The organism is Amycolatopsis sp. NPDC003676 (assembly GCF_053587275.1).
Window position 1 is genome coordinate 1 of record NZ_JBSFNS010000010.1, and the last position, 19,223, is coordinate 19,223.

General features: G+C 70.4%; 22 protein-coding genes. 6 read left to right on the forward strand and 16 right to left on the reverse strand.

What is annotated here, in order from left to right:
- Nucleotides 1-182: 182 nt before the first annotated feature.
- The 4 genes from lgt to ACWDNU_RS08530 form a co-directional block, all read right to left on the reverse strand.
- A complete protein-coding gene (lgt, locus tag ACWDNU_RS08515; RefSeq protein ID WP_449668314.1) occupies nt 183-1,205 on the reverse strand; it encodes a prolipoprotein diacylglyceryl transferase in 1,023 nt (340 codons plus the stop codon).
- 95 nt (nt 1,206-1,300) lie between these two features.
- The gene (locus ACWDNU_RS08520; protein ID WP_449668315.1) at nt 1,301-2,473 is read right to left on the reverse strand and encodes a M20 metallopeptidase family protein; all 1,173 of its coding nucleotides are present in this window, start codon (nt 2,471-2,473) and stop codon (nt 1,301-1,303) included.
- Nucleotides 2,470-3,606 (reverse strand): amidohydrolase family protein, encoded by a 1,137-nt coding sequence (locus ACWDNU_RS08525; RefSeq protein WP_449668316.1) that lies wholly within the window; start codon nt 3,604-3,606, stop codon nt 2,470-2,472. Before ACWDNU_RS08525 ends, ACWDNU_RS08520 begins: the two co-directional genes overlap by 4 nt.
- On the reverse strand, nt 3,603-5,018 hold the full coding sequence (locus ACWDNU_RS08530; RefSeq protein WP_449668317.1) for an APC family permease: 1,416 nt from the start codon (nt 5,016-5,018) through the stop codon (nt 3,603-3,605). Before ACWDNU_RS08530 ends, ACWDNU_RS08525 begins: the two co-directional genes overlap by 4 nt.
- Nucleotides 5,019-5,346: 328 nt before the next feature.
- On the opposite strand from ACWDNU_RS08530, the gene ACWDNU_RS08535 reads away from it, so the two are divergent.
- A complete protein-coding gene (locus ACWDNU_RS08535; protein WP_449668423.1) occupies nt 5,347-6,654 on the forward strand; it encodes a glutamine synthetase in 1,308 nt (435 codons plus the stop codon).
- 6 nt (nt 6,655-6,660) lie between these two features.
- Here the strand turns inward: ACWDNU_RS08535 and ACWDNU_RS08540 are convergent, their stop codons facing one another.
- The 7 genes from ACWDNU_RS08540 to ACWDNU_RS08570 form a co-directional block, all read right to left on the reverse strand.
- Entirely contained in the window at nt 6,661-7,320 is a 660-nt protein-coding gene (locus ACWDNU_RS08540; RefSeq protein WP_449668318.1) for a peptidoglycan recognition protein family protein, read from the reverse strand.
- 48 nt (nt 7,321-7,368) lie between these two features.
- Nucleotides 7,369-7,911, reverse strand: a complete 543-nt coding sequence (locus ACWDNU_RS08545; protein WP_449668319.1) for a Uma2 family endonuclease — start codon at nt 7,909-7,911, stop codon at nt 7,369-7,371.
- A gap of 50 nt (nt 7,912-7,961) precedes the next feature.
- Nucleotides 7,962-8,753, reverse strand: coding sequence for a tryptophan synthase subunit alpha (gene trpA, locus ACWDNU_RS08550; protein ID WP_449668320.1), 792 nt, complete (start codon nt 8,751-8,753; stop codon nt 7,962-7,964).
- A complete protein-coding gene (gene trpB / locus ACWDNU_RS08555; protein ID WP_449668321.1) occupies nt 8,750-9,967 on the reverse strand; it encodes a tryptophan synthase subunit beta in 1,218 nt (405 codons plus the stop codon). Before trpB ends, trpA begins: the two co-directional genes overlap by 4 nt.
- A complete protein-coding gene (gene trpC / locus ACWDNU_RS08560) occupies nt 9,964-10,773 on the reverse strand; it encodes an indole-3-glycerol phosphate synthase TrpC (RefSeq protein WP_037369991.1) in 810 nt (269 codons plus the stop codon). The genes trpB and trpC overlap by 4 nt, the downstream gene beginning before the upstream one ends.
- Nucleotides 10,774-10,893: 120 nt before the next feature.
- Nucleotides 10,894-11,412, reverse strand: a complete 519-nt coding sequence (locus tag ACWDNU_RS08565) for a Trp biosynthesis-associated membrane protein (RefSeq protein WP_449668424.1) — start codon at nt 11,410-11,412, stop codon at nt 10,894-10,896.
- A 193-nt stretch (nt 11,413-11,605) separates the two neighbouring features.
- Complete coding sequence (locus ACWDNU_RS08570; protein ID WP_449668322.1) at nt 11,606-13,168, reverse strand: anthranilate synthase component I; 1,563 nt, start codon at nt 13,166-13,168, stop codon at nt 11,606-11,608.
- Nucleotides 13,169-13,222: 54 nt separating this feature from the next.
- On the opposite strand from ACWDNU_RS08570, the gene ACWDNU_RS08575 reads away from it, so the two are divergent.
- Nucleotides 13,223-13,870, forward strand: a complete 648-nt coding sequence (locus tag ACWDNU_RS08575) for a TetR/AcrR family transcriptional regulator (protein WP_370939161.1) — start codon at nt 13,223-13,225, stop codon at nt 13,868-13,870.
- Here ACWDNU_RS08575 and ACWDNU_RS08580 read toward each other — a convergent pair.
- The 3 genes from ACWDNU_RS08580 to hisF are packed head-to-tail and all read right to left on the reverse strand — an operon-like array spanning nt 13,867 to nt 15,355.
- Nucleotides 13,867-14,229, reverse strand: coding sequence for a DUF1304 domain-containing protein (locus tag ACWDNU_RS08580; RefSeq protein ID WP_182896750.1), 363 nt, complete (start codon nt 14,227-14,229; stop codon nt 13,867-13,869). The genes ACWDNU_RS08575 and ACWDNU_RS08580 overlap by 4 nt on opposite strands.
- Nucleotides 14,229-14,585, reverse strand: coding sequence for a phosphoribosyl-AMP cyclohydrolase (hisI, locus tag ACWDNU_RS08585; protein WP_449668323.1), 357 nt, complete (start codon nt 14,583-14,585; stop codon nt 14,229-14,231). Before hisI ends, ACWDNU_RS08580 begins: the two co-directional genes overlap by 1 nt.
- Entirely contained in the window at nt 14,582-15,355 is a 774-nt protein-coding gene (hisF, locus tag ACWDNU_RS08590; protein WP_370939163.1) for an imidazole glycerol phosphate synthase subunit HisF, read from the reverse strand. The genes hisI and hisF overlap by 4 nt, the downstream gene beginning before the upstream one ends.
- A gap of 98 nt (nt 15,356-15,453) precedes the next feature.
- Here hisF and ACWDNU_RS08595 point away from each other — a divergent pair, with 98 nt between their 5' ends.
- The 4 genes from ACWDNU_RS08595 to ACWDNU_RS08610 are packed head-to-tail and all read left to right on the forward strand — an operon-like array spanning nt 15,454 to nt 17,794.
- Nucleotides 15,454-15,969: a SigE family RNA polymerase sigma factor gene (locus ACWDNU_RS08595; protein ID WP_370939164.1), complete on the forward strand. Its 516-nt coding sequence runs from the start codon at nt 15,454-15,456 to the stop codon at nt 15,967-15,969.
- Nucleotides 15,966-16,940, forward strand: a complete 975-nt coding sequence (locus tag ACWDNU_RS08600) for a hypothetical protein (RefSeq protein WP_449668324.1) — start codon at nt 15,966-15,968, stop codon at nt 16,938-16,940. The genes ACWDNU_RS08595 and ACWDNU_RS08600 overlap by 4 nt, the downstream gene beginning before the upstream one ends.
- Nucleotides 16,941-16,956: 16 nt before the next feature.
- Nucleotides 16,957-17,391: a hypothetical protein gene (locus tag ACWDNU_RS08605; RefSeq protein ID WP_449668325.1), complete on the forward strand. Its 435-nt coding sequence runs from the start codon at nt 16,957-16,959 to the stop codon at nt 17,389-17,391.
- Between the two features lie 19 nt (nt 17,392-17,410).
- A complete protein-coding gene (locus ACWDNU_RS08610) occupies nt 17,411-17,794 on the forward strand; it encodes a PPOX class F420-dependent oxidoreductase (RefSeq protein ID WP_449668326.1) in 384 nt (127 codons plus the stop codon).
- 1 nt (nt 17,795) lies between these two features.
- Here the strand turns inward: ACWDNU_RS08610 and ACWDNU_RS08615 are convergent, their stop codons facing one another.
- Both ACWDNU_RS08615 and ACWDNU_RS08620 read right to left on the reverse strand, forming a co-directional pair.
- Nucleotides 17,796-18,140 carry a DUF1330 domain-containing protein gene (locus ACWDNU_RS08615; RefSeq protein WP_370939169.1) on the reverse strand — a complete coding sequence of 115 codons (345 nt, stop codon included), beginning with the start codon at nt 18,138-18,140 and terminating at the stop codon, nt 17,796-17,798.
- Between the two features lie 86 nt (nt 18,141-18,226).
- On the reverse strand, nt 18,227-19,153 hold the full coding sequence (locus tag ACWDNU_RS08620) for a helix-turn-helix transcriptional regulator (protein WP_449668327.1): 927 nt from the start codon (nt 19,151-19,153) through the stop codon (nt 18,227-18,229).
- Nucleotides 19,154-19,223 lie beyond the last annotated feature (70 nt).

Here is a 19,223-nt window from a genome sequence, read left to right on the forward strand (position 1 = left end):
GTCGGCAGGATCAGGTGGCCGAGGACGTCGCCGAACTGGGTCCAGAACCCGCCCGCGGCGACCACCGAAGAAGAGCCCTGAGGGAATCTGATTCCCTCAGGGTTCCCCTCACGTACCTCAGCCCGCCACGCGAAAGAGGTCCCCGCCCAACCCGGGCGGGGACCTCTTTTTCGGCTCTGCGCCTAAGACTTCTCGGACTTGCCGTTCTCCCCCGGCGCGGAGGAAGACCCGGCGTCCACAGTGTCCTCCGAAGCCTTCTCGTCCGGTTCCGGCTTCTCGGCCGCGTCGTCCGAAGTGGACTCGACAGCGGCGTCCCGCTCGTCCCCCTTGCTGCGCAACGTCTCCGGGGCTTCGCGCGGGCCGCGTTTGGCCGCGAGGACGAAGTACGCCATCGCGCCGATGAACAGCAGGATCGACACCCACACGTTGACCCGCAGGCCGAGGATGTGGTTGGCGTGGTCGGAGCGCAGCAGTTCGGTCCCGCAGCGGCCGACGGTGTAGCCCGCGACGTAGAGCGCGAACGCGCGGCCGTGGCCGAGCTTGAACTTGCGGTCCGCCCACACCACGAGCAGCGCGATGAGCAGGTTCCAGACCAGCTCGTACAGGAACGTCGGGTGCACCGGGCTTTCCGGCAGCGGGATGTGCCCGGTCGCGACGCCGCCGAGGGCGTCCGGGGCTCCGGTGGCCGGGTCGAAGCGCTGGTAGATCTCCAGGCCCCACGGCAGGTCGGTGTGCCCGCCGTACAGCTCCTGGTTGAAGTAGTTGCCGAGCCGCCCGATCGCCTGCGCGACGATGATGCCGGGCGCGATCGCGTCGGCCATCGCGGGCAGCGGGATCCCCCGGCGCCGGCAGGCGATCAGCGCGCCGACCGCGCCGAGCGCGACCGCGCCCCAGATGCCGAGGCCGCCGTCCCAGATGGCGAAGGCGTTCCAGGGGTTCTTGCCCTCGGTGAAGTACAGCTCGGGGTCGGTGATGACGTGGTAGAGCCGACCACCGACCAGGCCGAACGGCACTGCGAACACCGCCATGTCGAGCACGGTGCCCTTCGTGCCGCCGCGGGCCTCCCAGCGCCGCTCGCCCCACCAGATCGCGACGATGATGCCGGCGATGATGCAGAGCGCGTACGCCCGGATCGGGATCGGGCCCAGGTGCCAGACGCCTTGGTCGGGGCTCGGGATCGTGGCCAGGAACGCTGCGGAGTACACGCGGCCACCGTAGCGCGTCGGGCTCCGGTCGTGGTCCGGGAGCCGCGGAACCCTTAGTCAAGACCCGGTCACAGCCCGGTCACGGCCGTCCAGGGTCACACTGTGTACTGCGGGTCGGACGCCGCGGCGAGGTACCCGGCCAGCAGCGCGTCCGCGACCTGGCCGACCGCGGCGTCCTCGGGCAGGAACGTTTCGCCGTGCAGGCTGGGCGCGCCCGCGGTCTCGCCGAGGCCGACGAACAGCATCAGGCCGCGGACGCCGTCGCCGCAGTAATGCGCGAAATCGTCCGCGCCGAAAGACCGGAAATCAACGTCGACGTCCGCGCCGCCGTCTTCGAGCCAGCTCCGCGCGGCGGCGGCCAGCGCCGGGTCGTTGACGAGGACGGGCTCGCACGGGCTGATCCGGAGGTCAGCGGTGCAGCCGTAGGCGCGTGCGGTGGCGTGCACGACCTCGTCGAGCGCCTCCAGCGCGCGTTCGCGGTCGCTCGCGCGCATCAGCCTCAGCGAACCGAACGCCGACGCCGTATTCGGCACGACGTTCGCCGCCGTGCCCGCGCTTAACCGGCCGATCGTGCAGACGGCCCCGTGCATCGGGTCGATCCGGCGGCTCGCGACCTGCTGCAGGCTCACCACCAGTTGGCTGAGCGCCAGCACTGGGTCGCGCAGCAGGTGCGGATATCCGGCATGGCCGCCTTGGCCGTGCACCACGACCTCGAACTCGTCGGTGGACGCGTTCACCGGCCCGGGCGCCGCCGAGACGACGCCGTACGGCAGCCGCGGCTGGACGTGCGCGCCGATCACCGTGTCGATGCCGCGCTCTTCCAGAATGCCCGATTCGACCAGGTCGAGCGCTCCCGACGGGGACGTTTCCTCGCGCGGCTGCAGGATCGCGAACAACGGACGCGGGAGTTCGACGCGCCGCGCTGCCCGGCAGACCGCGGTCAAGGCGGCGAGGTGGACGTCGTGGCCGCAGGCGTGCATCAAGCCGGTCTTCGCGGCCCATTCGACGCCGGTGCGCTCGACTACCGGCAAGGCGTCCAACTCGGCGCGCAGGGCTACGGCCGGACCCGGATGCGGTGCGGAGATCTCGATGAGCCGCCCGGTTTTCGCGACTCGCTCCCCCTCGCCCAACGCAGCGGCCACTGTCCGGGCGGTGTCATCCTCGTCGCCGGAAGCACGCGGATCGGCATGAATCCGGTGCCGCAACTCGACCGCGGCGGGCAACTCCTCGGCCAACGCCGCGCGCCAAGCCTCGACCAAGTCGTTCATGCCCGCTCCAGCCCGTAGATCCTGGCCGCGTTCTCGTGCCCGGCGAGGCGGGCCAGCCGGATCGCGTCCGCTTCGGACAGTGCGTCCGCGGCGAGGGCGGTGCGCAGGAAGTCGGACAGTCCTTGCCGGAACAGCGCGGTGCCCAGGTGATACAGCTCGGCCAGGCCGAACGCGTCGGTGGAGAACAGCAGTTTCCCGAACGGCGCCAGCTCCAGCGTCTCGGCCAGGATGGCGGGCGCGCGGAAGCCCGCGTTGTGCGTGATGAGGCCGACGTCGACGAAGACGTGCTCGAAGACCTGCGCGAGGTAGGCGGCGTTGCGGTGGAACGGGTAGTTGTGCAACAGCAGGATCGGGACGCCCGCGTCGCGGGTCGCGCGCAGCAAACCGGTGAGCCGCAAGGGATCGCAGCGGTGGAGGTCGACGTCGGAATCTCCGTAGCCGACGTGGAATTGCACCGGGAGCCGCCGGTCGATTCCGGACCAGATCAGGTGGCGGTGCAGGACCTCGTCGGCCAGCCGGACCGGGTCGCCCGCCTCGATCCGGGCCAGCCAGCGTCCGGCGGCGGCTTCGACTTCCGCGGGAGCCGGGCGTTCGCCGGACAGCTCCAGCCCGACCCGGTATGCCGCGATCGACTTCACGCCGACCGCTGTGGTGGTGCGGCGGTCGAGTTCGGCGGCGAAGTCGTCGGCGAAACTGGCGGCGCTGGTGGTGCGGATGACGTCTTCGGCGACCTGTTCCAGCCGGACGATGTCGTGCGCGCGGGCGTCGGCCAGTTCGGCGAAGTCCTTCGTCGTTGTGAGGGATTCGGGCAGGAAACCGCCGTCCAGCAAGTAATCCGTGCTGCCGGTGCCGCGCAGGAACCGCCGGTTGACCTCTGCCGCGCCCAGTTCGGCTCGGCGGGCGAGGTAGTCGTCGGCCGGGGCGTGCTTCGGCAGGTCGAGGATCGGCGCGCAGCGTTCGCGCACGGACAGGCCGATCAGCGAATCGAACAGCGACGTCCCCAGCGGCGACACGGTGTCCGCCTCAGTCAGCATCCGCTCGAACCCGTCGCGGTCGACGCCGCCGGTGCGGACGCCGTGGCAATGATGGTCGACCAACGGCAGGTCCGCGACGAAATCGAGCAGTCCGGTCATGCCTCTCCTTCAGCGAGCCTCTCCCCCACCCTACGGGCGAATCCGGGCGCCGAGGCGACCACGACGACAGCCAGCACGAGCACGCCACCCGCGACGACCGGGAACCATCGCGCCGGACCGTCGGTCGGATACGGCACCACGTTGACGTACACGGTGTACCCGAGCAGAACCAGCGCGCCGATCGGGAACGCCAAATGCCACCACGGCACGCGCATTCGCCGTCGCACGAACAGCAGCAGGATCGCGCCGAGTGTGGTGAGCAGGTAGATGACTAGCAGGATCAAGGTGCCGATGGATCCGGCCCAGGCGAAGGTGTCGTCCGCGGTGGCACCGAAGAACACCGCGCACACCAAGATGATCAGCGCCGCCGCGAGCGCGACCACAGTCACGGCGACGGCGGGAGTGCCCTTGGCGGAGATCCGGCCGATGCCGCGTCCGTCGAACGCGTCGCGGCCGAGGGCGAACAGCAGCCGCGAGCCGCCGACGACGCAGGCGAGGCAGCAGCCGAACGCGCTGATCGCGGCACCCGCGCTGATGACGTCGCCGACCCACGGGCCGACGAAGCGGCTGCCGAGATCGCCCAGCAGCGACGGGGAATTGTGGAACGCCGTGGCGTCGCCGCCGAAGGCCATCATCTCGACGGCGGTCACGAGCACGAAGTAGGCACCGCCGAAGATGGCCGTGCCGAGGATCGCGCGCGGGATGTTGCGACGCGGGTCGCGGGTCTCCTCGCCGAGCGTCGCGGCGGCCTCGAAACCGGCGAACGACAGGAAACCGAACACCGCGCCGAGGAAAATGCCGGAAACTCCGGTGTCCGGCACGAAAACCTGCAGCGTGAACCGTCCGCTGGGAGCGTCTCCGGCGATCAGCCGGACCAGGATGACCACGGTGACCAGCAGGATGAGCGCGATGGTCGCGCCTTCGACGGCGAGCAACGTGCTGGTGCCGCGACGAGCCGGGGCGACCGCGAGCAGCCAGCTGCCGATCAGCGCGACGGCGGTCAGCACGAACGGCCCCCACGACGGCGGATGCGGCCAGATCCCGACCTGCGTCAGGAACGCCGTGCCCAGCACACCCGCGGCGGAACTGGTGACCACGGCGTAGAAGGTGTAGGTGCCGAGCAGCCCGATTCCGGACACGACGCCCGCGCGCGGACCGAGGGTCGCGCCGACGAACGCGTAGACCGATCCCGCGTGCTGATAGTGGCGGCAGAGCTGGACGAAACCGTACGCGACCAGCAGCACCCCCGCGGCCGAGAGCAGGAACGCCAGCGGAACCGCGCGTCCGGCGGCCGTCGCTGTTTGCTGTGGATTGATGTTCGCGGCCATGCTGGGTGCCATGAGCGCGACGGACAGCCCGACGGCCTGCCAGACCGACAGGGTGCGCCGCAATTCGGGACGGTCTCCGGACACGGATGCGCTCCTTTCCCGAGGAGTACACAGTGAACCTTCCGAGCGGTGCGGAGAGCGAGCGCCGACCGGCTGAACTCTCTCGTGCGGCACGGAAGGAGCGCCTCGTTTCCCGCCACGCTCGACCAGGAGCAGCTACCGCGGAAACCCTCGCCCGCCCGTTCCCGCCAACTCGACCGCGACCGGCTGCCCGCCAAGGCACCCCCTCACCTCGACCGGCCGCACCTCCCCTCCAGCGTTGAAGGAGCAAACCTTGTCGTCCCCCTTCTCGTCTTCCGCCGGGCTCGACCGCGACCGGCTCGCTGAACTCGGCGCGGCGGCAGCCGGTCGGATGGAGCAGGCGGGCGTCGAGCTCGTCGCGCTGAGTTTCGTGGACAACTCCGGGATTTCGCGGGTCAAAGCGGTTCCGGTAGCGAGGCTGGCGACGGTCGCGGCGTGGGGAGTCGGCGCGTCGAACTCGTTCGATTTCTTCCTCGGCACGGACAGCATCGCTGACGGCGAGCATTCCCTCGGCCCAGTCGGCGACCTGCGGCTGCATCCCGACCTCGACGCGCTCACCGTCCTCGCCGCCCAGCCCGGCTGGGCGTGGGCCCCGGCGTGGCGGTACGACCAGGACGGGCACCAGCATCCGCAGGACACCCGGGGCCTCGCCGCGGCCGCCGCGGCACAGCTCGCCGACCGCGGCCTGTCCGCGCGGATGGCCTTCGAACTGGAGTGGATCACGACCGACGCGGACGGCATCCCGCTGCCCGGCCCGGCCTACGGCTACTCCCGGCTGAGCGCGAACCACGGGTATCTCCGCGCGATTGTGTCCACTTTGGACAAATGTGGCGTGAAGGCGGAGCAGATTCACCCGGAGTACGCGGCGGGTCAGTTCGAGTTGTCGATCACTGCGGCAGATCCAGTACGTGCGGCCGATTTAGCCGTACTGACAAGGGAAACCGTGCGGACAGTGACCGCCGCACACGGCCTGCGCGCGTCGTTCACGCCGAAGTTCGAGCCCGGCGGCGTCGGCAATGGCGGACACGTGCACCTGAGCCTCTGGGACGGCGAACGGAATCTGTGCGCGAACGGAACCGGAGCGTTCGGGCTGACGGAGACCGCGGAATCCTTCGGTGCGGGCATTTTCCGCCGGCTGCCCGCGCTGCTGGCGGTCGGCGCGCCGTCGGTGGTCAGCTATCTGCGGCTGGAACCGCACCATTGGGCAGGCGTGTTTACCGCGTGGGGGCTGGAAAACCGCGAAGCACCGCTACGCCTGATCCGCGGCGCGACCGGACAGCGCGACACGGCGGCGAACCTGGAGGTGAAGTGCTTCGACCTCACCGCGAACCCGTATCTGGTGGTGGCGGGACTGCTTTTCGCCGGGCAAGCAGGCATCGACGCTGCGGCGAGCTTGCCGGAACCGGTCAGCGTGGACCCGGGGTCGCTCTCCCCCGAAGACGCTGCGGCGGCTGGAGTCGCGCGGCTGCCGCAATCGCTGTCGGAGGCGATCGCCGCGTTCGAGGCGGACGATGTGCTGCCGGACGCGTTCGGCCCCCAGCTGGCCACGACGTTGGCGGACGTGCGCCGTGCTGAAGTGGCCGAGCTGGGGTCGCTGGAACCGGCGGAGCTGTGCCAGGTGCTGCGATTCCTGCACTGACCCGGTTCACCGAAGCAAGGCCGCCACCCGAGACTGCAATTCGGGCAGCATCGCGTACAGCTTGTCGCCCGGGCAGTCGGTGTTGTAGAAGTCGCGGTGTCCCTTGATTTCCTTGACCGGGATGCCGTACTGGCGGCACACGTACGCCACGAACACCACCAGCGAATCGAACTGCGCCTTCGGCGGGGCGACCTGCATGTGGGTGCCCTCGTTCTCGATGCCGATCGCGTTGTCGTTCTGACCGGGGCAATGCGCCGCGCGGACGATCTTTTTGCCGCTGCGCAACGCGTCCAGGCTGCCGTGGCGGCCTTCGAGCCGGTAGCCGCCGCGGGAGACCGTGAAGTGCTGGCCGGTGTCGGACCAGCCGTTGTTGTCGATGTGGTCGGCCTGGTCGTTGCGCGCGACCTGGAACGCGTGCTCGAGCGAGTAGTCGGTGCTGTTAGGGCAGTCGATGTGGTGGATGAGCACGCGATTGGCCGGATGGTCGAGCGTGGTGAGCGGATCCGCGGGCGGGCGCGCACCCCACTCCGCACAGCTGTAGATGCGCGGCGCCGCCGCGGCGTGCGCGAGGCCGGGCAGCACGAGCCCCGCCGCCGCGGCAGCGCTCACGCCGGCCGCCCCGCGCAGGAACGTCCTCCGGGGAACCTGTCCGATGTCGAAAGCCATGCGCCGCACTGTGCGCGGACGGCGTACACGATGCGTACAACCGGCCGCTCAGGCGCGCAGATCCAGCTGCGCGGGGAACGGTTCGGCCAGCGTGAGCACCCCGCCCTCGCTCTTCGCGTGCGGCAGGTACTCGCCTTCGGAAAGCGCGTAGACGGTGGCGGCTTCCTGCTCCGGGTCGACGAGCAGGTAGTACGGGATGAGCGCTTCGGCGTAGAGGGCTTTCTTGAAGATCCGGTCCTGCACCCTGGTGGACGGCGATTCGATCTCGGCGACGAGCAGCACCTCGGACGCCGGATACCAGGTCGTGGCCACGTCGGGGCAGGTGACGATTACGAAATCCGGGATCAGCAGCCGGCTTTCACCGCAGCGAACCGCGACGCCGGGGAGCAGTGCAGTGCCTTTCGGCAAGGCTGGCACCATTGCGAGCTGCAATCGCTGGAGCCACTGCTGGTGCAGCGCTGTCGGAGCCGGACCCATCACCAGGGTCCCGTCGACTCCTTCGATCCGGTTGCCGAGGAGCTGTTCGTTCGGCAGGGCGAGTACTTCCGCCAACCCCGGAGCCTTACCCGGGTTGATGTCGTTGGTCTGCATACCGAGAGAGTACGAACGACCACCGACAGTTTCCGGTGCTCGACCCGAGATCAGGCCGGAGTAACCGCCTCGCGCACGCCCTTCGCCAGCTCCGAAGCCAGCTTCGCCACCCCGTCCGGACCGTCCGCCGCGGCCGTGACCAGCGCGGATCCGACGATCACCGCGTCCGCGAACCCGGCTACCTGCGCGGCCTGCTCCCGCGAACGGACCCCGAGGCCCACCCCGATCGGCAGCTCCGTGTGTTCCCGAGTCCGCCGCACCAGGTCCTCCGCGTGCACACCCACCGCGTCGCGGGCGCCGGTCACGCCCATCACCGCGGTCGCGTACACGAAGCCCGACGAGGCCGCCGTGGTCTTCGCCAGGCGTTCCTCCGACGACGACGGCGCGACCAGGAAGATCCGGTCCAAGCCGTGCTCGGCGGACGCGGCCATCCACTCGTCGGCCTCGTCCGGGATCAGGTCCGGCGTGATCAGGCCCAGGCCACCAGCCGAATCCAGGTCGCGCGCGAACGCGTCGACCCCGTAGCGGTGCACCGGGTTCCAGTACGTCATCACCACCGCGCGACCGCCGCGCGCCGACACCGATTCCACAACCTCGAACAGCTGCTTCAGCCGGAAACCGCTGGCCAGCGCCGCCTCGGCGGCCGCCTGGATGGTGGGGCCGTCCATGACCGGGTCGGAGTACGGGACGCCGACCTCGACCAGGTCCGCTCCGCCGTCGATGGTGGCGGCCAGCAGGTCCTTCGAGCCGTCCACCGACGGGAATCCGGCGGGCAGGTAGCCGACCAGCGCGGCCCGGTGTTCCGCCCGCGTCGCCGCGAACAGCTCGTCGAGGCCGCTCACTTGTCCTCCCCGTCCACGAGCCCGAACCACTGGGCCGCGGTGTCCATGTCCTTGTCGCCCCGGCCGGAAAGGTTGACCACGATCAGCCCGTCCGGGCCCAGCTCGCGGCCCAGTTCCAGGGCCCCGGCCAGCGCGTGCGCCGATTCGATCGCCGGGATGATGCCCTCGGTGCGCGACAGCAGCCGGAAGGCGTCCATCGCGGCCGCGTCGGTGACCGGGCGGTACTCGGCGCGGCCGGAGTCCTTGAGCCACGCGTGTTCCGGGCCGACGCCCGGGTAGTCGAGCCCGGCGGAGATCGAATGCGATTCGACCGTCTGGCCGTCCTCGTCCTGCAGCAGGTACGACATCGCGCCGTGCAGGTTGCCGGGAGTGCCCTTGGTGAGCGTCGCGCCGTGCCGGTTGCCCTCGATGCCCTCGCCGCCCGGCTCCAGCCCGACCAGCCGCACCGACGGGTCGTCGTAGAAGCCGGAGAAGATGCCGATGGCGTTGGACCCGCCGCCGACGCACGCCGCGACGACGTCCGGCAGCCGGCCCGCCTTCTCCAGGATCTGCGCCCGCGCCTCTTCGCCGATGACGTGGTGGAAGTTGCGCACCATCATCGGGAACGGGTACGGGCCGGCGGCGGTGCCGAAGAGATAGTGCGTGTCCTCGGCGTTGGTGACCCAGTCGCGCAGGGCCTCGTTGATCGCGTCCTTCAGCGTGCGCGACCCGGTTTTCACCGGCACGACCTCGGCACCGAGCAGCTTCATCCGCGCGACGTTCAGCGACTGGCGCTCGGTGTCGACCTCGCCCATGTACACGACGCAGTCGAGGCCGAGCAGCGCGCACGCGGTGGCCGTGGCGACGCCGTGCTGGCCCGCGCCGGTCTCCGCGATGACGCGCTTCTTGCCCATCCGGACGGTGAGCAGCGCCTGACCCAGCACGTTGTTGATCTTGTGCGAACCGGTGTGGTTGAGGTCCTCGCGCTTGAGGAACACCCGCGCGCCGCCGGCGTGCTCGCCGAAGCGCTTGGCCTCGGTGAGCAGCGACGGACGGCCCGCGTACTCGGTGAGCAGCCGGTTCAGCTCATGGGTGAACTCGGGGTCGTGGCGGGCCTTCTCGTACTCCGCCGCGACCTCGTCGACCACGCCGATCAGCGCTTCCGGCATGAACCGGCCGCCGTACGGACCGTAGTAGCCGCGTTCGTCCGGGTCGTGCTTGCCGCGTTCGGTCACCGCGAGGGCCTCGGGCAGGCGGGGTGCGAACCGGCGGTGACGAGCTTGACGACCGCGCCCTTCGGGTCGCCGGAGGCCACCAGGCCCTCGCCGACGAGCACCGCGTCCGCGCCGTGGCCGGCGTACGACATCAGGTCGCCCGGGCCGCGGACGCCGGACTCGGCGACCTTGAACACGTCCATCGGCAGGCCGGGCGCGAGGCGGGAGAACACGTCGCGGTCCACTTCGAGGGTGTGCAGGTTGCGCGCGTTGACGCCGATGACCTTCGCGCCCGCTTCGAGCGCGCGGTCGGCCTCTTCGGCGTTGTGGATCTCCACGAGCGCGGTCATGCCGAGCGATTCGACGCGGTCGAGCAGCGCGGCGAGCGCGTTCTGCTCCAGCGCGGCGACGATCAGCAGCACCATGTCCGCGCCGTGCAGCCGGGCCTCGTGCACCTGGTACGGGCTGACGACGAAGTCCTTGCGCAGCACGGGAATGTCGACCGCGGCGCGCACCGCGTCGAGGTCGGCGAGCGATCCGCCGAAGCGGCGCTGCTCGGTGAGCACGCTGATCACGCGCGCGCCGGCGTCCTCGTAGTCGCGGGCCAGCGCGGCCGGGTCGGGAATCGTGGCCAGCTCGCCCTTGGACGGGCTGCGCCGCTTCACCTCGGCGATGACGCCGATGCCGGATTCGCGCAGCGCCGCCATCACGTCACGCGGCGGGGCGGCCTTGGCCGCCCTGGCCTTCAGTTCGTCGAACGGCAGCGCGGATTCCCGCTGCGCGAGATCCTCGCGCACGCCGGCGACGATGTCTTCGAGCACGCTCATCGGACGCCCCTACCCGCTGCCGCACTCCTGGGTCCACTCGCAAGCTCGCTCACAAAAACCTTCCCCTTCCCGCCGAAACGATGCTAACCCCCGCTCCATGACCGGCCGGTTCCGGGTTGCTCAGCGCCGCGGATCCCCGCCGTCGGTCGGGTCGTCGCCCTCCGACAGCGCCTCCCACAGCTCGGTGTCCGGATCCTTCCGCGCCGCCTTGGCTCCCGGTGCGGCGTAACGGGCCCCGAGCTTGCGCGCGGCTCCCGCCCACTTGATCGCTGCCAACCCGCCGAGTGCGACAAGAATTCCGCCCAGCGCCGCGATCAGGTGGCCGAACACGATTTCCGTGCCGGGCAGCCCGGGCGCGAACCCGCCGAACTGGATCCCGTCGACGCCGCTCCAGACGCCCGCCGCACCGGCGAGCACCAGCACGATCCCGAGCACGCGGCGCAGCCAGCCGCCGGTGGCGATGGCCCCGGCGACGCCCGCGAGCGCGAGGATCGCGAGCGGCACGAGCGCGGTGGAGCGCTGTTCGCCGGGTTCGGTGTACAGGACGGTGCCGCGCACTCCCTCGTCGCGGAATTCGGCGAACCACACCATCCGGGACGCCCCCCAGAGGGCCAGTGCGCCGAGCAGGAGGGCGAGGATGATCGTCCACAGTGGACGGCGCGCCGAAGCGGCGGCGGCGGGTTCGGGTGTCGTCGGCGATTTCCCGCTCTCCGAGGGCTCCTCTGCAGCGGTTTTCCCCGCGGCAGGCGATTTTTCACCGACATCCGCCGGACGGACCGCGTCCTCTCGCGCCTCGGCGCCGCCGCGCCGTGGTTCCGCCTCCTCGGACCGCTCAGACACCGGCCGCGTCCTCGGCCGGATCCAGCTCGCCCGCCGGGATCATCGTGCCCGCCGCGGCGATCGCGGACAGCACGGTGCGGGCCTTGTTGAGCGATTCGGTGTCCTCGTAGTCCGGGACCGAATCCGCGACCACGCCGCCGCCCGCCTGGACGTAAGCGGTCCCGTCGAGCATCAGCGCGGTGCGGATGGCGATCGCCGTGTCCGCGTCGCCCGCGAAATCCAGGTAGCCGACCACGCCGCCGTACAGCGCCCGGCGCACCGGTTCCAGCTCCTCGATCAGCTGCATCGCCCGCACCTTCGGCGCGCCGGACAGCGTGCCCGCCGGGAAGCAGGCGGTGACCGCGTCGAACGCCGTGGCGTCGTCCTTCAGCTCGCCGGTCACCGTGGAGACGATGTGCATGACGTGGCTGTAGCGCTCGATCTGGAAGAAGTCGACCACGTGCACGGTGCCCGGTTTGCAGACCTTGCCGAGGTCGTTGCGGCCGAGGTCGACGAGCATCAGGTGCTCGGCGCGTTCCTTCTCGTCCGCGAGCAGGTCCTTGGCGAGCTGCGCGTCCTCCTCCGGGTCCGCGCCCCGCCAGCGGGTGCCCGCGATGGGATGCGTGGTGGCGCGGCCGTCGCGGACGGTCACCAGCGATTCCGGGCTGGAGCCGACGATGTCGAAGCCCTCCAGCCGCAGCAGGTACATGTACGGGCTCGGGTTGGAAGTGCGGAGCACGCGGTACACGTCGAGCGCGTCGGCCCCGGTCTCGATCTCGAACCGTTGCGACGGCACGACCTGGAACGCTTCGCCGGCCTTGATCGCCTCGACCGCTTTGTCGACGGCCGCGTGGAAGTCTTCTTTGGCGCGGTGGCGGCGGAACTCCGGCACCGGGCGGTCGAACGTCGCGACCGTCGGCGGCGCGGGGACCCGCAGCTGCTCGGTCATCGCGGACAGCCGGGCCAGCGCGTCGTCGTACGCGGCGTCCACGCGCTCGGCCGAGTCGTCCCAGTTGACCGCGTTGGCGATCAGCGTGACGGTGCCCTCGTGGTGGTCGAACGCGGCGAGGTCGGTGGCGAGCAGCATGGTCAGCTCGGGGATGTCGAGGTCCCGTTCGGCCAGCTCGGGCAGCTTTTCCAGCCATCGCACGGAATCGTAGCCGAGGTAGCCGACCATTCCGCCGGTCAGCGGGGGCAGGCCGGGCAGCGGTTCGGTGTGCAGCGCCTCGACGGTCGCGCGCAGCACCTGCAACGGGTCGCCCTCGGCGGGCAGGTTGTCCGGCGGGGTGCCGGTCCAGACCGCCTTGCCGTCTCGGACGGTCAGCGCGGCCGGGCTGCGCACGCCGACGAACGACCAGCGCGACCACGACTTCCCGTTCTCGGCCGATTCGAAGAGGAACGTGCCGGGCCGGTCGGCGGCGAGCTTGCGGTAAATCCCCAGCGGGGTCTCGCCGTCGGCGAGCACCCGGCGCACCACGGGGATCACGCGGCGGCTCTCGGCCAGCGCGCGGAACTCGGCGCGGGACGGGCTGACCGGGCCGGGCCCGGCCGTGGACGTGGCTGCTGAGCTGACCATGCGTCTCATTGTGCCGCTACGGCCGCGTCCGCCGGTCGGCGGGCTCTCAATTCAATGACTGTTGAATTCGGGGCGGCGACCGGTCAAGATGGACCGGTGAACACCGAAGACACTACCGCGCGCCGCCGCGGCCGCCGCCCCGCTGGTCAGGACACCCGCGCGGTCCTGCTGGAAGCCGCCCGCACGGTGTTCGCCGAGAACGGCTACGAACGCGCGACGGTCCGCTCGATCGCCGCCCGCGCCGGAGTCGACGCGGCCATGGTCAACCACTGGTTCGGCGGCAAGGAGGGCCTGTTCGCGCAGGCGGTGCTGAAACTGCCGTTCGAACCGGCGGAACTCATCGCGATCCTGCGCGACGGCCCGGTCGACGAACTGGGCTCCCGGATCGTGCACACGTTCCTGACCCGCTGGGACGGCGTCGGCGGCGGCACGTTCCAGGCGCTGATCCGCAGCATCGCCAGCCACGACGCGGCGAGCACCGTGCTGCGCGAGTTCTTCTCGCAGTTTTTCACCGGACTGCTGACCGAACTCAGCGTCGACCGGCGGGAGTTGCGGGTGTCGTTGTGCGCTTCGCAGATGGTGGGGATGGGGCTGATCCGGTACGTGGCCCGGTTCCCGCCGATGGTGGAGGCGGACGTGGACACGCTGATCACCGCGGTGGCGCCGACTTTGCAGCGCTACCTGACCGGCGACATCGACTAGCGCGACAACAGCAGGAAGACCAGCGCGAGCCCGCCGGGCAGCACCTGCACCAGCAGGATCCGCTTCGACGACGTCGCGGCGCCGTATAGACCGGCCACGATCACGCACGCCAGCCCGTACAGCTTCAACTGGAAGCCCGCCGGGTCGGCCGCGATCAGGCCCCAGATCAGGGCGGCGGCGAGGAACCCATTGTACAGCCCCTGGTTCGCCGCCAGCGTCTTGCTCTCCCGGGCGAATTCCTCAGTGGTTCCGAACGCCGCGCGCGCCCGCGGCGTGGTCCACAGGGCCATCTCCAGCACGACGATGTACAGGTGGATCAGGGCGACGAGCCCGATCAGCACGTTCGCGACGACGGTCATCACGCGCTCTCGTCGGCGAGCAGCAACCGTTCCTCAGTGTCGAAACAGGTGTGCGTCCCGGTGTGGCAGGCCGGGCCGGTCTGGTCCACCCGCAGCAGCACCGTGTCGCCGTCGCAGTCGACGCGGACCTCTCGCACGTGCTGGACGTGGCCCGAGGTCTCGCCCTTCACCCACAGTTCCTGCCGGCTGCGCGACCAGTACGTCCCGCGGCGCGTGGTGAGCGTGGAGTCGAGCGCGTCGTCGTTCATCCACGCCATCATCAGCACGTCCGACGTCGCGTGGTCCACTACGACCGCGGCGATCAGGCCGTCCGCGTTCCACTTCAGACGGGCGGAAAGTTCCGGGGAAAGGCTCATCGCACGACCACCCCGCCGGTGCGCAGCGCGCCCTTCACGTCGCCGATCGTCAACTGTCCGAAGTGGAATACGCTCGCCGCCAGCACCGCGTCGGCGCCGGCTTCCACGGCGGGCAGGAAATGTTCGGTCGCGCCCGCGCCGCCGCTGGCGATCACCGGGACCCGCACCGCTTTGCGGACCAGGTCGATCAGTTCGAGGTCGAAGCCGGTTTTGGTGCCGTCCGCGTCCATCGAGTTGAGCAGGATTTCGCCCACGCCGAGTTCCTCGCCGCGCGCGGCCCACTCCACCGCGTCGATTCCGGTGCCTCGGCGACCGCCGTGCGTGGTGACCTCGAAGCCGGACGCTGTCGGTTCGCTGCCTTCCGGCACGCGCCGCGCGTCGACGGACAGCACGACGCACTGTGCCCCGAACCGGCGCGACGCCTCGCGCAGCAGCTCCGGGCGCGCGATCGCGGCCGTGTTGATGCTGACCTTGTCCGCGCCGGTGCGCAGGAGCCGGTTGACGTCGTCGGCGGAGCGCACGCCGCCGCCGACGGTGAGCGGGATGAAGACCTGCTCGGCGGTGCGGCGGACCACGTCGAAGGTGGTTTCGCGGTCGCCGGAGGACGCGGTGACGTCGAGGAAGGTCAGCTCGTCCGCGCCTTCGGCGTCGTACCGGCGCGCGAGCTCCACCGGGTCGCCCGCGTCGCGCAGGTCGGCGAAGTTGACGCCCTTCACGACCCGGCCCGCGTCGACGTCGAGACAGGGAATCACCCGAACCGCCACAGCCATGCGCTCCAGCCTAGTCGGCCGCTCGGTCAAGCCCGCCGCGACGGCTTCGTCACCAATTTTCGGATCCGATGCATCAAAACCGCACCCTCGCGCGTCTCATGATCGTGACCACCGGTTTCGACGATTTCGTGGCGGAACGCCTCGACGGGCTGCTGCGCTACGCGACCGTCCTCGCCGACGACCCGCATCTGGCGCAGGACATCGTGCAGGACGTGCTCCTGCGCGCCCAGCAGCGCTGGTCGAAGATCGATTCGCCGCCCACCTACGTCCGCCGGATGATCACCAACGAGTACCTCTCGTGGCGCCGCCGCGCCGCCCGCCGCGTGGTCCCGTCGAACCATTCGGTGCTCGATTCGCTGGGGCCGCCGACCGCCGATCCCAGCACCGCCTACGACGAACGCGACGAAATGCTCGCCTTGCTGGCCACGCTGCCGCGGAAACAGCGCGCCGCGGTCGTGCTCCGCTACTACGAGAACTACACCGACGCCGAAATCGCGGACTTCCTCCGCTGCGGCGTCTCGACCGTGCGCAGCCAAATCTCGCGCGCGCTGGCGACGTTGCGCGCCGGAATGCCCTCGTTGCCGCCCGTCCTCACCACCGGAGCAGGAGAATGACCCCGTCGAACGAGACCGAGACGCTGGTGCGCGACAGCCTCGAACGGCTCGCGGAGCAGGCACCGGACGGCAATGAGGTCCTCAACGCGCTCGCGCAGGCCCGGCAACGCCAGCACCGGCGCCGTCCTCGCCTCGCGCTCGCCGCCGCGGCCGCCGCGGTGATCGCGGTCGCAGCCGGGGTGCCGTTGGTGGTCAACACGGTCACCGACGCGCCCGCACAACTCACGCCCGCCGCTGGACGCCCGGTGCTCGCGTACACGCCGGGCTGGCTGCCGGACGGCTTCACCGAGCAGTACCGCTCGGGCGGGCCCGGGAACACCGCCCAGGTGCGGCAGTGGCAGTCCGGAGCGAGCCGGGTCGAGGTCGCGGCGCACTCCACGGCCGATCCGGAATGGGCGCAGACCGCGCTGCGCATCTCGGCGTTGAAGGACCAGGTCGTGGTGCACGGACGGGTCGCCATGGTGACCGGCCCGAACGACACGATCGCCACGCTGACCTGGATGCCGGACGACCGGCACGTGCTGACCGCCAAGGTCGAAGGCGTCCCGGACGCGCGCACGGTGGCTGAGCAAGTGGCCGATTCGGTAACCCAGGAACCCGTGCTGGTCCGCGGCGAGGCGCGGTTCGGACCGCTGCCCGCGGGAATGCGCGAAGAAGCCACGACGGTGCGCGGCAGCGACTCGGACAACGCTACAACCGTGCTCGACGCCAGCGGTCCGGCAGGCAAGGTGCGCGTGACGATCGGCGGCGGCTCCCCCGCGCTCGGCGGATCCGGGCCGGTGCGGGTGCGCGGCCTGTCCGGGGCTTACGTGCCCGCCTCCGGACCGGCCGACGCGCAGGTCACCGTGCGGCTGTCATCCGGACGGTGGCTGACCGCTTCCGGCCGGTTGCCGCGCGAACAGCTCGTCGCGGTGGCGGACGGGATCGTGCTCGATTCGGCACCGGATTACGCCTGGCTCGGCACCCGCTGACCGCTACCGTGAGGCTATGTCCGACTTGGGGGAGTCTCGGAGCGCGTTCGCGCGGATAGCGACCGCGGTCGGGATCGGCGCCGCGATCATCGCCGTTCTGGTGGCCTGGTGCGTTGGTGCCAACTACCTCGCCCAGCTGACCGCGGGCGAGCAGCTGACCTGCCGGTTGCGGAATCTCGTGCCGTGGTCGGGCTTGGGCGTGACGCTGTGGCAGGTCAGTTCGCTCGTGCTGTTCCTGCTCGCCGGAGCCGGAATCTCGGCGCTCCTCGGACGCCTTGGCGTGCGAAAGGCGGCTCTCGGCATTTCTGCGGCTCTGGTCGTCCTGTTCACCTGGGGCTACGTGGAGGCGACCCACGTGGTGATGCACAAGGTCGCCGACCACGGCACATCGGTCGCCGTGCCGACGACGCCCGGCGGGCAGCAGCCGGTCGACCGCTGCCAAGGACTGTGACGCCGTCTACCGTGGAGCTATGTCCGAACTGGAGCGTCTCGGCGCCGAGAAGTACGTCGTGCTGACCACTTTCCGCCGCGACGGCCGCGCGGTGCCGACCCCGGTGTGGGCTTCCCGCGACGGTGACGAGCTGGTGTTGTTCTCCGAACGCACTGCGGGCAAGGTCAAACGGATCCGCAACAACAGCGAGGTTCGGCTGCAGGCCTGCGACGTCCGCGGCCGCCGAGTGCACGGCGCCGAAGTGAACGGGACCGCCCGGCTCCTCGACGCCGCCGACAGCGACCGCATCCGCGGCGTCATCGCCCGCGACTACGGCATCGTCGGACGCGTGACCATGTTCTTCAGCCGCCTCCGCGGCGGGCCCGAACGCACGATCGGGATCGCGATCAAACTCGCCGAGTAAGTCAAAGGGCCGCCTCGCGGAGCCGGGCGCCCATGGCGGCCGAGTCGTGGTCCGGGCCGCAGCCTTCGACCAGGATCACGTCGCCCACCAGGTGGTCGGTGCGCAGGTGGAGGATCTTGCGGTAGTCCGCCGATGCGTACCACTCCTCGGCAGCGGCGAAATCCGGGAATTCGAGCACGACGGTCGCGCCCGGCCAGGCGCCTTCCAGCACTCGGGTCTGTCCACCGTGGACCAGAAACCGGCCCTCGAACGGGTCGAGCGTCGCCTGGATCAGCTCCATGTATTCGTAGACCTCGGCGTCCACGGTTCCGGGCTGGCGCAGGTGGGCGATGGCGTAGGCGGTCATGTCCGGCTCCTCGGGTCGATTTCGTTGCCTGCCAACCAATCCTGTCCACCCCGGTGCATGGAGTCGATTACCTCGCGGGTAATCGTTCAGCTGCCGTATCGGGCTGACAGCTCCCGTCCGATGCGGGCGAGTTCGGCACGGACCGACTCCGGTTCCACCACCTCGACCATGTCTCCCCAGCCCGCCAGCTGCTCTGCGATAGAGCGCGCCCAGTGCGCCGCCACCGTCACCTCAACCCGGCCGTCCTGCTCCCCGATCACCTCGCAATGCCGCCCGAAATGCGATCGCAGCACGGACAGGTACCGCGCGTCGATCAGCACCGTCGCGGACACGAGGGAGCGCCGCTGCTCCATCTCCTCCACGACCTGAGCCCACTGTTCCCGGAGATCGAAGTCGTCCGGCAGCTGCGAGGGCAGGTCCGTGGTTTCCGCCGCCGAGATCCGGTCGACGCGGAAAGTTCGTTGTCCCGCAACGGTTCCGGCGATGAGGTACCAAACCCCGTCCTTGTCGGCGAGGCCGTACGGATCGACTAACCGCCCTTTGCCGCTGTAGTCGAACCGCACCTTGCGCCGTTGCACCACCGCCTGCTGCAGCGACTGGACGAGCGCGGGCGGCTCGCGATCCCGCTCGCCCCACCCCGCCGGATCGGACACGACGGCTCGCGCGGCGGCTTCGGCATCGGCTCGGAACGTGGCGGGCAGCGCACGGACCAGCTTACGCAACGCGGACGACAATTCCGGACCGCCGGACGCCGCCGGGCCCAGCATCAGGAACAACGCCTGCGACTCGGCCGCGGTCAGCCCGCTGAGATCGGTGCGCGCTCCGCCGACGAGCGACCATCCGCCGCCGCGTCCGGGCTGCGGGTAGACCGGGATCCCGGCCGCCGACAACGCTTCCAGGTCGCGGCGGGCGGTCGCCACGGAGATCTCCAGGTCCTCCGCCAGCTCGGCAGCGGTCACCCGGCCGCGGGCCTGAAGCAGCAGGACGGCAGCGACAAGACGGTCAGCGCGCATGTTTTTGATTCTCTCCCTAAAAGTGCTCAGAAGATGAGCACTTTGGAGGAGAAGCTAGTCCCACAACCGA